This window comes from Williamsia sp. M5A3_1d, assembly GCF_053345315.1.
In genome coordinates, this window is sequence record NZ_JBKEZX010000002.1 from 578825 (window position 1) to 594146 (window position 15322).

Here is a 15322-nt window from a genome sequence, read left to right on the forward strand (position 1 = left end):
GACAATCGCCACGACCGCAGACGCCCGTGTGGACGAAAGATGCTGTCAGGCCCAGTGTTTTCTGAGATCTGATGCGCACAGACCGATCACCGATGCGTATCCCGACTGCATGAGATCGACGGCGATGTCGTCGTTCCAGGAGAGCCCGACAGCCACTGCGGCGACCTCGGCCCCGAATGGCCCAAGCGATTGGGCGAGTGGAGGCAACGAGCCCCCACCGACGGCTGCGTCCTTGACCATGACGACGGTGTGGCCGGCGATCGGGGTACCCACGACACGCGTGATGGTGGTGGAGCCATGCGGTCGTCGACCGATCGACCAGGGCAGACCGGTCTCAAGAGCTACAGCGGCGGCGAGTGCGATGCCGCCGACCTCCACTCCCACGATGACGTCGACCTGGTCGTCGATGCCGTTCGCGATGAGCGCCGCCAGCTCACGGAGTATTGCGGGGTCAGCCTGCAGGAGGTACTTGTCGATCGGTTCGGCCCCGGGCTCGATCGCCTCGGGGAGATTCATCGCGGCGTTCACGCGAACGGCGAGTTGTTCTCGTCGGTGAGTGATCTCGCGATCGGAGGGCGTCACAGCAGTACTCGCACCGCGTCGGCGAAGAGGCTGGGGAGTTCCTGGGGTGGATTGTGGCCGCAGTCGAGGCGGCGGACGTCGCGGAGATCGGTGAAGTGTGCCGCGTGATCACGCGAAGATGCCGAGAGGGCTTCGATGGGGTCCTCGGTGGCCTCGACCACGACGGTCGGCACGTCGATCGTTCCCAGACGGGCGATCTCGGCCTCGGTGTCGTCGTACGCGGGATCGCCGTCGGCGAGGCCGTAGCGGTGCCGGTAGGAGTGCACCACGACGTCGACGAAGTCGGGGTTGCCGAAAGACTCTGCCGTCGCCGTGAATTCGGAGTCCCCGAACCGCCACGTCGGCGACCATTCGGTCCACAGCAGCTGCGCGATCTCCGAGCGATACTCGGCGAGGCCGGCCCGACCGCGTTCGGAGTGCAGGTAGTACTGGTACCAGGCGCGGCGCTCGAGTGCGGGCGGCGACGGGGTCGTCGAGGCGGTGGCGATGTCCTGCACGTTGTAGCCGCCGACCGTGATCAGACCCGACACCATCTGCGGCCACAGCAACGACACCAGACACGCGGCACGACCACCCCAGTCGAACCCGGCGACCAGCGGACGGTCGAGATCGAGCGCGCCGATCAGATCGCGCAGATCGTGTGCCAACGCGGCCTGCTGGCCCGATCGCACGGTGTCCGGCGCCACGAATCGGGTCGGTCCGTACCCGCGAAGGTAGGGCACCACCACGTCGGCCCCGACATCGGTGAGTCGTTCGATCACATCGTCGAAGCAGCGCGGGCTGTACGGGAACCCATGGGCGAGAACGACTGCGCGACCACCGGGGACACCGTGTCGTTCGTAGGCGACATCGAGGACACCGGCCCGGACCCGTTCGACAGACATGTGCCCACTATGCCCGGCCGATCACCAGTCCTGTTGCGAGCACGACGAACCCCGCGGTGTGGGCCACCGCTCGTACGCTGTTCCACCGCACCCAGGCCGTCTCGAACACCTCGCGGGCGCCGTCCGCATCGAGACCCAACGACGCGGCCAGGCGGTCGTTGAGCGGGATGTTCGCCGCGATCGTGACGACCATCCCCACGAGGTAGAGCACGGCCGCGGCGATCGCCCAGGGCCCGATCGGCTGCGAACGACTGCACCACGCCGCGGCGACAGCGACCACCAGTCCCCCGAAGAAGAGCAGCAGGAACACCGGGTTGACGATCGCGACGTTGATCTTCTGCATCGCCGTCACCAGGGTGCGGTCGTCGGTGCGGTGCAGGCCGGGCATCACCGCGTAGGCGAAGGCGCAGAACAACCCCGCGACGAGTCCGGAGGTGGTGACGCCGAGGACGAGGAACGCGTCGGTGACGCGTGCTGTGGTGGCCATGGCATCGATTCCACACCGGTACCGCAGCACAGAACATGGCTGGAAAGCCCCGAACATGTTCAATCGTCCTCATGGACTCGATGTCGGGACTGTTGGACGGTCCCCGCGCGCAGAGCGCGTTCCTGCTGCGGGTGGTGATGGCCTCGCCGTGGGCGCTGCGGGTGCGCGACGAGGCACCGCTGACGGTGGTGGTGATGACCACCGGGGCGGTGACCATCGCCTACGACGACGGGACGCGCCTGCGGGCGACCGCGGGCGACATCGTGATCCTGCGCGGACCGGATCCGTACGTGTTCGCCGACCACACCGAGGACGAGCCGGCCGAACACACCACCGTGACCGCGGTGATCCATCCCGACGGCGTCTGCCGCACCGAGAACGGCGCCACCCTGCCCGACCACATGTCGCTCGGCGTCCGGACGTGGGGAAACGCACAACCCGGGCGCCGTCCCGACACCGAGATGCTCATCGGCACCTACGCCGTCGAAGGCGAGGTCAGCGCCCGACTGCTCGGCGCGGTCGACCGCGCGACGGTGATCGGTGGCCACGACAATCCGTTGACCGCGGTCCTCGACGCCGAGATGCGGCGCGAGGCACCGGGCCAGGAGGCGGTGCTCAACCGGCTGCTCGATCTCGTGCTGGTGACCGGTCTGCGATCGTGGTTCGACCGGCCCGACGCGCCGACCCCGCGCTGGTACGCCGCGCAGTCCGATCCGGTTGTGGGAGTGGCGTTACGACTGATCCACCACAACGTCGCGCACCCCTGGACGGTGACGACCCTCGCGTCCGCGTCCGGCATGTCCCGATCAGCGTTCTCGCGCCGGTTCACCGAGCTCGTGGGGACGGCGCCGATGACCTACGTGACGCAGTGGCGACTCACGATGGCCGCGGATCTGTTCGCCGATCCCACCCGGACACTCGAGTCGGTGGCGCGCGAGATCGGGTACGGGAGTGCGTTCGCGCTGAGCGCCGCGTTCACCAGGCACAGGGGCGTCAGCCCGCGCGAATTCCGGCGACACCTGCCCTCCTGAGGTGTGGCTCGGCAGGGCACACACAGGATCGCGCAGTATCGTCTCGGTTCATCATGGCTTCTCCCACTGACGTCCCGTCGGGTCAGACACCCCCCGGCGCGGACCCCGACGGCGTTGAACGCAGCACCGCGACCGAACCCAGCACCGCCGCCGATCCCGCCGAACCGGTGGAGGTCGCGGCCCCGCCGGTCACTCGGGACAAGCACCTGCACCAGATCGACCTCGTACGTCTGGTCACCTTCGGTGGCGTCATCCTCGACCACGTCATGCTCGGTGTCGCGTCACCGGCGAACGTCGCGGCCGGCGCCGTCGAGACCCTCCTGCGCTACACCCGCTACGGGTTCTTCGCGCTCACCGGCTTCGTGCTGACCTATCAGTACCGCAACCGCGAACTGAACGTGTGGCCGTTCTGGCGTCGTCGCTACAAGCTGATCGGGCTTCCGTTCCTGGTGTGGAGCCTCATGTACTGGCTCTACGGCCACTATCTCGGCGGCGGCGTCACCGGGATCACCGACACCGTGGCGTCGCTCGACGCCGCCCGACTGGCGGCGAAGAGCATCGTCTACGACCTCATCACCGGCAGCGCCTGGTATCACCTGTACTTCCTGTCGGTGAGCATGCAGATCTACGCCATCTTCCCGGCGCTGCTGTGGGTGATGCGCAAGACCTGGGGGTACCACCGATACCTGTTGGCGGCGAGCTTCGCGTTCCATTCGGTGCTGCTCTACATGATGGTGCGGCCGCAGCACGGCTTCCTGGTGGAGGGACCCGTCGGCGTGCTGTGGCGCCACCTCGAGATCACCCTGCTCCCCTACCAGTTCTTCATCCTCTCCGGCGCTCTCGCGGCGATGCACTTCGAGGCGTTCACCCGCTTCGCCAAGCGGTTCCGGTGGGCGGTGCTCGGCGTCGGCGGGATCGTCGTGGCGGTCACGCTGATCTACTTCCTCGAGCTCATCGACCGCGGCGAGGACATGTTCCGCGCGACGAACGTCTTCATGCTGCACAACACGTTCGCCTACATCGCGATCATCGCGATGCTCTACTGCATCGGCACCATCTGGCAGGAGCGACGCCGGGCGGGATCGATCGCGGCGCGCTTCATGCGCACCGCCGCCGACCGGTCGTTCGGCATCTACCTGGCCCACGCGGTGGCGCTGAGCGTGGTGCAGCCGACGGTCCTCGAGGACATCGACGCCCCGACGGGCCTCGAGATCGTCCTGGCCTACGTCGCGGTGGTCGCGATGACCATCTTCATCGTGGAGGTGTTGCGCCGCAGTCCGATCAGCCTCATCACCACCGGGCGCAGCACGCTCGACTGGCGTGCGCAGACGCCCGCGAAGTCACTACCGGTGGGTGTGCTGACGATGGCCGCGGGCCTCGCCGTGCACTACACCTTCTCGCCGCTGGCGGGGTCGGCCCTGTTCGGGACCGGCTTGCTGCTCGCGGCGTCGTCGGTGTGGGTCCTGCTCAAGCAGCGTCGCTCGCACGACACCCCCGTCGCCGTCTGACCGAGGTGTGGTCTCGGTCGGTCAGCTCGGCGTCGTAGCGCGTCGCAGCCCCGAGGTCTCCAGCGCGTCGAGTACGAGCGACGCCATCGCCTCGCGTCCCTCGGCGTTCGGGTGGTACGGCAGCGGCAGACGGAAACCGTAGACCCAGGGCGACGCCGAACATGCCGTGTGATCGGCGCCGGCGGCCGCGGCGTTCACCAGTGTCGCGCCCGTCGCCTCCGCGGCGGCACGCGTCGTCGCGGTGAGGGCGGCGAAGGTGTCGACGGTCTGCCGCGCCTGCACCGGATCGAGCGGGACCACCGGACAGGTCGTCGCCTGCGCGTCGAGCACCGGGAGGTAGTCGACGATCATGATCACCGCGCGCGGGGCGCGGGCCTTCACGGCGTCGACCAGGCGGATCATCGACGACCGCAGACGGTCGTAGTCGGCGGGCACCGGCGGCGGCGACGGCCGTCCCGGGCGACACTTCTTGCCGTCGACGTTGACCGGCTCGGCCAGCCAGTTCGCGCAACTGATCTCGGTGAGCCGACCGATGTAACGGAGGTCGTTGCCGCCGGTGGTGATGGTGACCAGGTCGGTGTCGGAGCGCACCGCGTCGATCTGCGGCTCGGAGGCCCGACCGGGCTGCGCGCGGTCGAGAATGTCGGGGATGGTCGATCCGGAGCACGTCACGTCGGTCAGGTCGGCGCGCCAACCCGAGGCGACACGATGCGGGTAGTCGTCGCGGCTGCGCAGGCAGCGGGCGTTGATCAGGTCGCCGACGTCGGGGCCGGCGGCGTACGAGCTGCCCAGGGCGACGTAGCGGATCGGCTCCTCGGTGGTGACGCTGCGCGGCATCGGCGACATCGCCTCGTCGTCGGTGGTCGACCCCGATGTCGACCAGCCGATCACGGTCGCCACCAGCGCGACCACACCCACGATCGCCGTCAGCGAGGCGGCGGTACGAAACCAGCGCCGTCGCGTTCCCGGACCCACGTGCCCCACCCCTCCCGTTGTCGGCCCATCCGGATGTCCGGACGAACGCCGATCATCTTCTCATGCGCCGGTGACGGCAGCGTGCGTCGACGATCGGCCGATCACCATCGGGATGACCCGCACGTAGACGACCATTCCCACCAGTTCGACCAGCGTCTGCGTCACCACGACCGCGGGCGCCAGATCGAGTGCGGAGGGCAGAGCGACGGCGAGCGGCAACACCACCAGCGAGTTGCGGGTGGCGCCCGAGAAGACCAGCGCGCGGGTGGCGGCGACGTCGTATCGGGCGATCCGGGCGACACCGGCGCCGAGGAACGGCATCACCACCAGGAAGGCGACGAACACCAGAGCTGCCGACACCAGAGACGACCACCGGTCGCGCACCACGTCGATCTGCGAGGCGACCACGACCGCGAGGGTGACCATCATGATCGGCACCATCGCCGCCGCCATCGCCGATACGACGCCCCGACCGGCACGGTGTCTGCGGGCGACCGACTGGGTGATGCCGGCCAGGATCAGCGGCACCACGATGAGCAGCACGAACGCCTCGGCGAACGGGGCGATGTCGATCACGTCGACGAGGTCGGACCCGACGAAGGCCCACAGGTAGAGCGGCAAGAGCGCGAGTTGCAACAGCATCAGCAGCGGGGCCGCCGCGAGGAGGCGGTCCGACGCCCCGCCGGCCAGTCCGCTGAACACGATGACGTAGTCGATGCACGGCGTGAGCAGCACCAGCAGCGCGCCGACCAGGACCGGCCGATCGTCGGCCAGCACGCGGGTCAGGGCGAACACGACCGCGGGCACGACGACGAAGTTCAGCACCACGACACCGAGCAGGAAACGACCGTCGCGCACCGCTGCGCCGATCCGGCCGAAAGGGACCGCGAGGAACGTGGCGTAGAGCAGGACGATCAGCACCGGGGTGACCGCATGACCGGCGAGCGGGCCGACGTCGGGCACACCGAGCCCTACCGCTGCGCCGACCGCGAGTGCCGCGAGATACAACGGGATCTGGCGTCGTTCCATCGCCGCCACCGTCATGGACGCCGAGGATAGCGATCGGTACGCGCCGGCCGTCAGTGCAGCAGCGACACCACGTTGCCCGACGGGTCGGCGAACCACACGATGTCGGGGCCCATGCCCATCTGGCGGCCGCGCATGATGCCCTTGGCGTCGCACGGCATCCCGGGGTAGCGCAGGACGGCGACACCTCGGCCCACGAGATCGTCGACGGCGGAGTCGATGTCGGCCACCGGGATGTTCAGCACGGTGTGCGAGGCGGGGCGGTGGTCGTCGCTCGGATACACCAGGACCCGCGTGCGGCGGTCGAGGTGCAGCGTCAACATCCCCGAGTCCGCGCGCTGCACCCGCAGCCCGAGCACGTCGCCGTAGAAGGTCGCGGCCGCGTCGACATCGCGGACGGCGAAGCCGCTGAACGGCGTCATCGAGGCCTCCTGCGCGTCGCGCACCATCGCGTCGCTCAGGGCGATGATCTGCACGAGGTTGCCGTCGGGATCGGTCGCGGTCCCGAACCAGCTGCCGTCGCGGTCCTCCACGGGGGCGAACCAGCCGTGGCCGAGCTCGTCGACGCGGGCCGCCGTCGCCCCGATGTCGTCGACCTCGAGATTGAGGATGAGGCGCGCGGGTTCGCGAGCCGGGCCGGAGACGTCGTCGCGGCTGTCGATCATCAGATAGAAGCCGTCCAGATCCACGGAATAGACGACCGGTTCACCGGGGTCATATCCGGGTTCGTCACCGACATGCTCGATGGTGGCGTCGAACGCGTGCGCGTACCAGTCACGCAGCCGGGCAGGGTCGTCGCTGGAGAGCAGTGCGCTGGAGATCGTTGCTGTGGCCATACCGGTACTGACCGGGCCGGCCTGCAGAACTCATCGGTCGGCCGGCCAGGCCTCGATCAGCCCGGAAGTCCTGGCGCCACCGGCACGCACGGCACCGGCACCGGGTGGGCGGGGTCGAGCGCGGTACGCACCAGGGCGGCGGTGCGCGGCGATGACACCAGCGACAGATGGTCGGAGCGGTCGGCGGCGCAGGTGTCCTGCACCACGATGTTGGTGGTGCGCGGACCGGGTACGAAGCCGTCGGTCCAGGGCTCCACGATGCCGTCGAAGCGGGTCATGATGTTGGTGTAGGTGACACCCGGCGCGTACGGGGTGCCGCCGGCGTTGATCGCCCTCATGAACGGGCTGCCGTACTGCTCCTCCGCGCACTCCGGGCACGGCAGCACCGCCTTGGGATCGAGTCCCAGTGCGCGCGTTGCCGATTCCAGCCGCAGATATGGCGTCTGGTCCTGGCCCTTCCAGTACGGGGCGAGCGACACGTACCGGTGTACGAACCGCGCGCCGCCGAGGTACCGCACGTACCACTCGGGCATGAGCGTGCCCTCGGAGTGACCGACGAGATCGACCTTCGACGCTCCGGTGGCCGTTCGCACCCGGTCGACGAACGTCGCGAGCTGCCGGGCGCTGGGGATCATGCTGGTGAGTCCGCCGAGCTGGTTGAGCGGGTACGGCGTGCCCGGCAGGGCGCCGTAGCTCAGGGCGAACACGCAGTATCCGGCGTTGTGCAGCACCGGCCCGAGGGTCGCCCAGTTCGTCTGCCGGTTGCCGCCGGTGCCGTGCACCAGGATCACCGGTTCGGGGTGCGCCGCGCTCGGCCGGCACCGGAAGTCGTTGGTGCCGGGCAGCGAACCGCCGGGGTTCGCCAGTTCGGCACGGGCGCCGGCGAAGAAGTCGTAGGTCACCGGCAGCGGGGCGGCGGTGGCGGTCGGGGCCGCGACGGCGATGAGCAGTGTCGCGAGAGCGGTCAGCCGAAGAACGGCGGGACGAACACGCATGGCACCTCCTCGGTGTGATCGGGATCGAGTGCGTTGAGGACGTGTCGCGCCGACCGGGGCGACCCGCAGATCCCGAGATGGTCGCAGAAATCCTGCGCGCAGTTGCTCTGGACCACGATGTTGGTGACGTCCTGATCGTCGGACATCGCGGGCAGCTGACCGCTGGTGTACGGCCGGACGAACTCGTCGAACCGTGTCGAGATGTTGGTGTAGCGGATCCCGGGGACGTACGGACCGCCGTCGGCGTTCATCCGGGCGAGGAAGGCCGAGCCGATCGTCATCTGCGACACCGCCCGACACGGCAACACCTTCAGCGGGTCGATACCGAGGCGCAGGTCGACCGTGTGCAGCAGACCGGCCCCGAAGGCGCTCGTGCCCTCCCACAGCGGCGCCAGCGACACGTACCGGTCGATCTTGTCGGCCCCGCCCAAAAACTTCGCGTAGTGGTTCGGCACGAGGGTGCCCTGTGAGTGACCGACGATGTCGACCTTCTGCGCACCGGTCGACGCAAGCACCCGGTCGATGAAGTCGCCGAGTTCGGCCGCGCTCTCCTCCATCGTCGTCATGCCGCCCATCGCCGACAGCGGCCACGGCAGATGCGGCAGCGCACCGTAGGTGAGGGTGAACACCGAGAAGCGCTCGCCGGTGAGCAACGGAACGTAGGTGCCCCAGTTGGTCTGGCCGCCGCCACCGGTGCCGTGGACGAGGATCACCGGGTTCGGGTGGGTCGGGTCGACGGCGTCGTCCCACCGGTTCGCGCCTGGTAGCGCGCCGCCGGGGTTGGCGATCTCGGGACCGATCCCGGAGAAGAAGTTGTAGGCGACCTTCTGTCGCTCGTGGGCGGTGTTCGGCGGCGCCGGGTTGTCGATCTCCTGGTCCGGGGCAAGTGTTCCGACGTCGGAGGTGGAGCGCGTGAGAAGGTTGCCCACCCGCAGCGGGATGGTCATCGCATCGCCGAGCAACCGGATCAACGGACCATGCGCCACGCCGCTCAGACTACGGCTTGTACCCGATTCCGCCGGATTTCCGCGCCACCCGACGACTATGGGGATGTGAGTGGCGGATCGGGCGCGGGCGCGCTCCTCGAGATCTACGACGACGCGGTACCGGTCGTCTACGGATACCTGCTGCGCCGGTGCCGCGACACCGCCGTGGCCGAGGACCTGACCTCGGAGACGTTCCTCGCCGCGATGGACGCCGCCCGGCGGGGCACGATGCCCGCAGCCGGCACCGCATGGTTGGTCGGCGTCGCCCGACACAAGCTGGCCGACCACTGGCGGCGCGCCGCACGAACCGCCACACCGGTCGCCGACGTACCCGAGACCGCCCACGACGGGTGGGACACCGAGCTCGACCGGCTGATCGCCGAACACGTGCTCGCACAGCTCACGCCGCTGCATCGGGCGGTGCTCACCCTGCGCTACGTCGATGATCTGACCGTCGGCGACTGCGCCGACCACCTCGGACGCACCGTCTCGGCGACCGAGGCCCTGCTGACCCGCGCCAAGCGCGACTTCCGCGCCCACTATCCGGGCGCCCCGACCGCGAGAGGAGGCGTGTCGTGACCACCCATCCCGAGGGACGAGATCCGCTCGCCGTCCTGCGCGCCGACGACACCCCCCTCGACCCGTCGGCAGATTTTCGACGCCGCCTGCGCACTCGCCTCGAGCGGGGCGCCACCCTCCCGGAAGGAATCGACATGTCCGTCACCGTCACCGTCACCCAGGCCGCAGCCACGGCTCCTGTCGTGGAGCGGCCGGGCGCCCTGCCCTATCTCACCGTCGGCGACGGGCGCGCGGCCATCGAGTGGTACACCACGGTCCTCGGTGGCACGCTGCGCGGCGAGCCGATCGTGATGGACGGCGGTGTCATCGGGCACGCAGAGATCGAGATCGGTGGTGGCGTGGTGTATCTCGCCGAACCCGCCCCCGATCTCGGGCTGGTGGCACCGGCCCCGGGCGCGGTGTCGGTGAGCCTGATGCTCGCGGTCCCCGACACCGATCGGGCGGTCGCCGCGGCCCGCGCGGGCGGGGCCACGGTGCAGCGGGAACCCTACGAGGGTTACGGATCCCGTACCGGGGCGATCATCGACCCGTTCGGACATCGCTGGATGCTGAGCGGACCCTCGAGGTCGGCGACCGTCGCGCGGGTGCGCCGCGGCGACCTGATCTATCCGTCGCTGTGTGTGCCCGATGTCGACGCCGCGGTGCGGTTCTACGGGTCGGTGCTCGGCTGGCGGTACGACCCCGAGACCCGACAGGTCACGAATCTGGGCCATCGACTGGGCATCTCGAGTCTCGACGACCTGCGGACCGTGTTCTGCGTGTACGCGGTCGACGATCTCGACGCCGCGCGTACGGCGATCATCGCCGCCGGCGGCCGTGACGTCACCGAGCCCGGCGGGCACCCCGGCTCACTCGACGGCGTCGACGATCAGGGCATCCGGTTCGCGGTGTACGTCCCCGACCCCGACGAGCCGCGCGGCGATCTGCACCCGGCTGGACACGGGGAGCTCACCTACCTCACGATCGAGACCCCTGACAGCGGCGCCCTGCGCGACTTCTACGGCTCGGTCCTCGGTTGGGAGTTCTCCGCGGGACGTATCGACGACGGCTGGGAGGTCGACGACGCCCGCCCGCAGATCGGGATCGCCGGCGGCGCGGAGGCACACTCGGCCGTCGCGATGTGGACCGTCGACGACATCGACCTCGCCGTCTCGCGTGTCCGGCAGGGCGGCGGCGAGGTGATCTCGGGCCCCGAACGGATGCCGTACGCGACGGTCGCCGAATGCCGCGACGATCAGGGCGTGCGGTTCTACCTCGGGCAGTACTGACCTGACGGTTCAGTCGACGAGCGTCAACGCCTGGGTGGGGCATTCGCTGATCGCTCGGCGGACGGAATCAATGTTCGCGTCGACGGCGGCGTCGTCGACCTGCACATCGCCGGAGTCGGCGAGCTCGAACACCGCAGGTGCTGCCATCTCACAGTTGCCCGATGCGCAGCAGATGTCCCGATCGACCGTCACGTGCACGACCGCTCCCCTCTCAGAGCATCCGGCGCAGCAGCTTCACCGCGCGGTCGCTGTACGGCGGATAGATTAGCGACAGATCGGGTTTCGTCGGCTTGGCCAGCACCGCCTTGCGATGACTGAGCGCCTCGAACCCCCACCGGCCGTGGTAGGCGCCCATGCCGCTGGCCCCGACACCGCCGAACGGGAGGCTGGGGATCAGGCAGTGCATCGCGATGTGGTTGACCACCGCACCGCCCGACGGGATGGCGTCGATCATCTTCTGCCCGAGTGCCTTCGACGAGGTGAACACGTAGCTGGCGAGCGGTTTGGGGCGGGCGTTGACGAAGGCGATCGCGGCGTCGGGTGAGTCGACGGTGAGCACCGGGAGGATGGGGCCGAAGATCTCGTTCTCCATCACGGCGTCGTCGGGATCGGGATCGACGACCACGGTCGGTTCGATGCGCAGGTTCTCGCGGTCGACGCCGCCGCCGAGGGCGATCCGACCGCTGGTGGCGTCGAGGTAACCCGACAGCCGGTCGAACTGCCGATCGTTGACGATCTTCACCGTCGGCTCGGTCTTGTCGGCGCGGAACTCGGCGATGGTGTCGCCGATCTTGGCCACCAGCTCGTCGACCACCGAGCGGTCGGCGAGCACGTAGTCGGGCGCGATGCAGGTCTGGCCGGAGTTGAGCAGCTTGGTCCAGGCGATGCGGCGTGCGGTGACGTCGAGATCGGCGTCGGCGGCGACGTACACCGGGCTCTTGCCGCCGAGTTCGAGGGTCACCGGGGTGAGCGTGGGTGCCGCGGCGGCCATGATCTTCTTGCCGACCTCGGTGCCGCCGGTGAACACGGCGTGGTCGAAGCCCATGGCCAGCAGGTCCTGGGTGGTCGAGGCGTCGCCCTCGATCACCCGGAACGCCTTCGTGTCGAGGTACTGCGGCACGATGCGCGCCAGCAGTGCCGACGACGCCGGCGCCATCTCCGAGGGCTTGAGGACCGCGCAGTTGCCCGCCGCGATCGCCGCGACCAGCGGGCCGAGGGTGAGGTACACGGGGTAGTTCCACGGGCCGATCACCAGCACCACGCCGAGCGGCTCGTACTGCACCCAACCGCGGGCGGGCAGCTGCGCCAACGGCAGCGACTGCTTCTGCCGCTTCATCCACTTCTTCAGGTTCTTTCGGGCGAAGGTGGCCTCGCCCTTGGTCGACGCGATGTCACCGAGCCAGGCATCGAAGCCGGCGCGGCCGAGGTCGGCGTCGAGCGCGGCGACGATGTCGGCCTCACGCTCGTCGAGCATGCTCTCCAGAGCAGCCAACTGTGTGGTGCGCCAACCGATGTCGCGCGTCACGCCGGTTGCGTGGTACCGGCGCAGATCGGCGAGCACGGACTTGTCGACCGGCTCGGCGACGGGCGTGGTGGGGAGTGTGGGTGCAGCCATGGGGATGTCCTTCTCAGATCTCGGGTGCCGGTACGACGCCGGTGAGGATGCCTCCGCTGAGACCACCGTCGACGACCAGCGCGTGGCCGTTGATCCAGCGTGCGGAGTCGGTGACCAGGAAGGTGATCGCGTCGGCGATGTCGTCGGGCTGGGCGTGTCGGCCCAGCAGACCTCTGACGCCGTCGAGTTCATCCTTGCCCATCGACTCCTCGAAGTCGGGCAGAATCGGGGTTTCCACAGGTCCGGGGAGCACGGCGTTGATCCGCAACCCCATCTCGACCATGGCCAGCGACATCGACATCGCGTAGACCGTGGCGACCTCCTTCGAGAAGTTGTAGGCGTTGCCCTCCTGCGGGTGGTCGGTGAACCAGGCGGCGCCATCGTCGAAGGTGTCGGTGGCCAGCAGGTCGCGTACCGCCTCGAGTCTCAGCGGCCAGTTCATCCCGGCGATCGACGACACGACCACGATCGACCCACCGGCCCGCAGCCGACCGAACATGGCCTCGGTGAGGTGACGCACCGCGAGCGCGTTCACCGCGAGGACGAGGTCGCCGGGCGCGGTGCCGGGGATGCCTGCGACGTTGATCAGTCCGTCGTACTCGCCGTCGAGTGCTTCGACCGCGGCATCGATGCTGCGCGGATCGGCCAGGTCGACCTCGATGTGTGCGGTGACCGCCGCGGTCGGGGTGTTGCGGTCGAGGCTGTGTACCTGCGCACCGGCGTCGAGGAGAGCGGTGGCCACCGCGTGGCCGATGCCCGACGCGGCGCCGGTGACGACGAAGCTCTTTCCCGCCAGGTCGGTCATCGCGCGTTCTCCGCCGGCTCGAGGGTGTACGGCATCGACCGGACGGCGTGGACGAAGTTCCCGACCAGGTACTCAGGATCGCCGAGGGTGAGTCCCGACGCACGGGAGAGCAACTGGCCGAACAGCTCTCGCAGCTGCGTCTTGGCGAGGAACGCGCCCATGCAGTAGTGCGGTCCCCCGCCACCGAACCCGAGATGTGGGTTGGGCGAACGGGTCACGTCGAAATCGTCGGGGGTGTCGAAGACCTCGGCGTCGCGATTGCCCGAGGGGTAGAGCAGCAACAGCCATTCGCCGGCCTTGATCTGCCGGCCGCCCAGTTCGGTGTCGACGACGGCGGTACGACGGAACGTCATCACCGGGGTCGCGTATCGCACGAACTCCTCGATCGCGCTCGCCGCGTTGCCTTCGAAGTCGCCTGCGAGCAGCGCTCGTTGATCCGGATTGTCCTGCAGCGCACGGGCGACGAGACTGATGGTGTTGCGGGTGGTGTCGTTGCCGGCGACCGACAGCAGCACGAAGAACGCCGCGATCTCCTCGTCGGTGAGGTGCTCGCCGTCGACCTCGGCTTCCACCAGGTTGGTCATCAGGTCGTCGCGGGGGTCAGTGCGCCGCGCCTCGGCGAGATCGAGGGCGAGGCTCAGCAGGGCGACGAGTGACTCGTTGAGGACCTCACCGGGTTCGCGGCCCGCGGCGACGTCGGGATCGTTCCACGAGACCATGCCGTCGGCATGGTGGGCCGCGGCCTCACGATGCTCTTCGGGCAGGCCCATCATCTCGTAGATGGTCCACATGGGCAGTCGCTTGGACACCTGGGCCACGAAGTCGCCGGAGTCGGTGGCCAGGAGGTCGTCGACGATGATGCGGGCCTGGTTCTCGATCTGTTCGGTGATCGCCGCGACCCGACGCGGGGTGAACGCCGCGCTCACCAGGCGGCGGAGCAGCGAGTGTCGTTTGCCGTCCATCGCGAGGAACGACATGGCCGCCTCGAGCATCTCCTCGGGGACCTCCTCGACCATCACGCCCTGTCCGGAGGTGAACAGTTCGGGATGCTTCGACACGTAGGCGATGTCGGCGTGGCGTGCGACCGCCCAGATCCCCGGCTGCTCGGGCGGGATGAGCGGGCCCTCGACCGGCGGATGCCAGCTCACCGGGGCGTCGGCGCGCAACCGGGCGAAGGTCGCCTCGCGGTCGGCGGCGCTCGCGGCCCAGAACGAGAGAGGCGAGATGGAATCGGGGTGGAATGTGCGATCGGCGGTGGGTGCACTCATGGTGGTCTTCCTGCAGAGAGGTGAGGGTCAGACGAGGAGGTCGTCGCGGCCGTCGGCGGTGAGCCGCTCGATGTAGGTGGGGAACAACTTCTTCGACAGCGGCGCGATCTTCAGCAGCGATGCGACATTGCCCTCGACCTTGATCTTCTTCTTCGCCATGGCCATCGGGAGGTTCACCTTCCCCTGCCAGTAGGCGTTGCCGACGTCGGCGGTCATCGACATCGTCGCGGCCGGTTGCGGCGCACCGTCGCGGCCGTTGTGCACGGCTCCCGCGGTGGTGTCGATGATCAGGTGCGTCTCGGGATCACTGAAGTCGAACTCGAGCACGATGCCGGTCTCGGCCAGCTTCGGTCCGAGCTCGGCGTCGGCGAAGGCGGTCTCGAAGATGCCCCCGATGTAGGTGGCGACCTCGTCGGAACTGGTGAAACTCACGTCGACCTCCGGTTGATTGTGGTGGCGTGCGTCACACTAACATAA

The 15322-nt window shown here is 68.9% G+C and carries 17 protein-coding genes; 4 read left to right on the plus strand and 13 right to left on the minus strand.

All coding sequences use genetic code 11. The features are described 5' to 3' along the window. Positions 1–45: 45 nt before the first annotated feature. From ACLBW1_RS10255 to ACLBW1_RS10265, 3 genes are all read right to left on the minus strand, one after another. A complete protein-coding gene (locus tag ACLBW1_RS10255) occupies positions 46–516 on the minus strand; it encodes a phosphoribosyltransferase family protein (RefSeq protein WP_447811728.1) in 471 nt (156 codons plus the stop codon). 62 nt (positions 517–578) lie between these two features. Continuing rightward, complete coding sequence (locus tag ACLBW1_RS10260; protein WP_447811729.1) at positions 579–1466, minus strand: alpha/beta fold hydrolase; 888 nt, start codon at positions 1464–1466, stop codon at positions 579–581. Between the two features lie 7 nt (positions 1467–1473). Beyond that, positions 1474–1953 carry an anthrone oxygenase family protein gene (locus ACLBW1_RS10265; protein WP_447811730.1) on the minus strand — a complete coding sequence of 160 codons (480 nt, stop codon included), beginning with the start codon at positions 1951–1953 and terminating at the stop codon, positions 1474–1476. A gap of 71 nt (positions 1954–2024) precedes the next feature. On the opposite strand from ACLBW1_RS10265, the gene ACLBW1_RS10270 reads away from it, so the two are divergent. Together ACLBW1_RS10270 and ACLBW1_RS10275 are read left to right on the plus strand one after the other, a co-directional pair. Next, complete coding sequence (locus ACLBW1_RS10270) at positions 2025–2984, plus strand: AraC family transcriptional regulator (RefSeq protein ID WP_447811731.1); 960 nt, start codon at positions 2025–2027, stop codon at positions 2982–2984. Between the two features lie 53 nt (positions 2985–3037). Then, a complete protein-coding gene (locus ACLBW1_RS10275) occupies positions 3038–4492 on the plus strand; it encodes an acyltransferase (protein WP_447811732.1) in 1455 nt (484 codons plus the stop codon). 21 nt (positions 4493–4513) lie between these two features. Here ACLBW1_RS10275 and ACLBW1_RS10280 read toward each other — a convergent pair whose 3' ends face one another. Genes ACLBW1_RS10280 through ACLBW1_RS10300 form a run of 5 tightly spaced genes read right to left on the minus strand, consistent with a single transcriptional unit; the run spans position 4514 to position 9310 of the window. After that, the gene (locus ACLBW1_RS10280; RefSeq protein WP_447811733.1) at positions 4514–5467 is read right to left on the minus strand and encodes an SGNH/GDSL hydrolase family protein; all 954 of its coding nucleotides are present in this window, start codon (positions 5465–5467) and stop codon (positions 4514–4516) included. A 60-nt stretch (positions 5468–5527) separates the two neighbouring features. Next, entirely contained in the window at positions 5528–6511 is a 984-nt protein-coding gene (locus ACLBW1_RS10285; RefSeq protein ID WP_447811734.1) for an arsenic resistance protein, read from the minus strand. Positions 6512–6546: 35 nt separating this feature from the next. Then, positions 6547–7329, minus strand: a complete 783-nt coding sequence (locus tag ACLBW1_RS10290) for a VOC family protein (protein WP_447811735.1) — start codon at positions 7327–7329, stop codon at positions 6547–6549. Between the two features lie 56 nt (positions 7330–7385). Beyond that, positions 7386–8324, minus strand: a complete 939-nt coding sequence (locus ACLBW1_RS10295; protein WP_447811736.1) for an esterase/lipase family protein — start codon at positions 8322–8324, stop codon at positions 7386–7388. Beyond that, a complete protein-coding gene (locus tag ACLBW1_RS10300) occupies positions 8294–9310 on the minus strand; it encodes an esterase/lipase family protein (protein WP_447811737.1) in 1017 nt (338 codons plus the stop codon). Before ACLBW1_RS10300 ends, ACLBW1_RS10295 begins: the two co-directional genes overlap by 31 nt. A gap of 66 nt (positions 9311–9376) precedes the next feature. Here ACLBW1_RS10300 and ACLBW1_RS10305 point away from each other — a divergent pair, with 66 nt between their 5' ends. Both ACLBW1_RS10305 and ACLBW1_RS10310 read left to right on the plus strand, forming a co-directional pair. Next, the gene (locus ACLBW1_RS10305; RefSeq protein WP_447811738.1) at positions 9377–9889 is read left to right on the plus strand and encodes an RNA polymerase sigma factor; all 513 of its coding nucleotides are present in this window, start codon (positions 9377–9379) and stop codon (positions 9887–9889) included. Beyond that, positions 9886–11157 (plus strand): VOC family protein, encoded by a 1272-nt coding sequence (locus ACLBW1_RS10310; RefSeq protein ID WP_447811739.1) that lies wholly within the window; start codon positions 9886–9888, stop codon positions 11155–11157. Before ACLBW1_RS10305 ends, ACLBW1_RS10310 begins: the two co-directional genes overlap by 4 nt. A 9-nt stretch (positions 11158–11166) precedes the next feature. Here the strand turns inward: ACLBW1_RS10310 and ACLBW1_RS10315 are convergent, their stop codons facing one another. Genes ACLBW1_RS10315 through ACLBW1_RS10335 form a run of 5 tightly spaced genes read right to left on the minus strand, consistent with a single transcriptional unit; the run spans position 11167 to position 15277 of the window. After that, positions 11167–11355, minus strand: coding sequence for a ferredoxin (locus ACLBW1_RS10315; protein WP_447811740.1), 189 nt, complete (start codon positions 11353–11355; stop codon positions 11167–11169). 13 nt (positions 11356–11368) lie between these two features. Then, a complete protein-coding gene (locus ACLBW1_RS10320) occupies positions 11369–12772 on the minus strand; it encodes an aldehyde dehydrogenase family protein (protein ID WP_447811741.1) in 1404 nt (467 codons plus the stop codon). A 13-nt stretch (positions 12773–12785) separates the two neighbouring features. Then, on the minus strand, positions 12786–13577 hold the full coding sequence (locus ACLBW1_RS10325) for a coniferyl-alcohol dehydrogenase (protein WP_447811742.1): 792 nt from the start codon (positions 13575–13577) through the stop codon (positions 12786–12788). After that, positions 13574–14845, minus strand: a complete 1272-nt coding sequence (locus tag ACLBW1_RS10330) for a cytochrome P450 (protein ID WP_447811743.1) — start codon at positions 14843–14845, stop codon at positions 13574–13576. Before ACLBW1_RS10330 ends, ACLBW1_RS10325 begins: the two co-directional genes overlap by 4 nt. Positions 14846–14872: 27 nt before the next feature. After that, positions 14873–15277, minus strand: coding sequence for an SCP2 sterol-binding domain-containing protein (locus ACLBW1_RS10335; protein WP_447811744.1), 405 nt, complete (start codon positions 15275–15277; stop codon positions 14873–14875). Positions 15278–15322 lie beyond the last annotated feature (45 nt).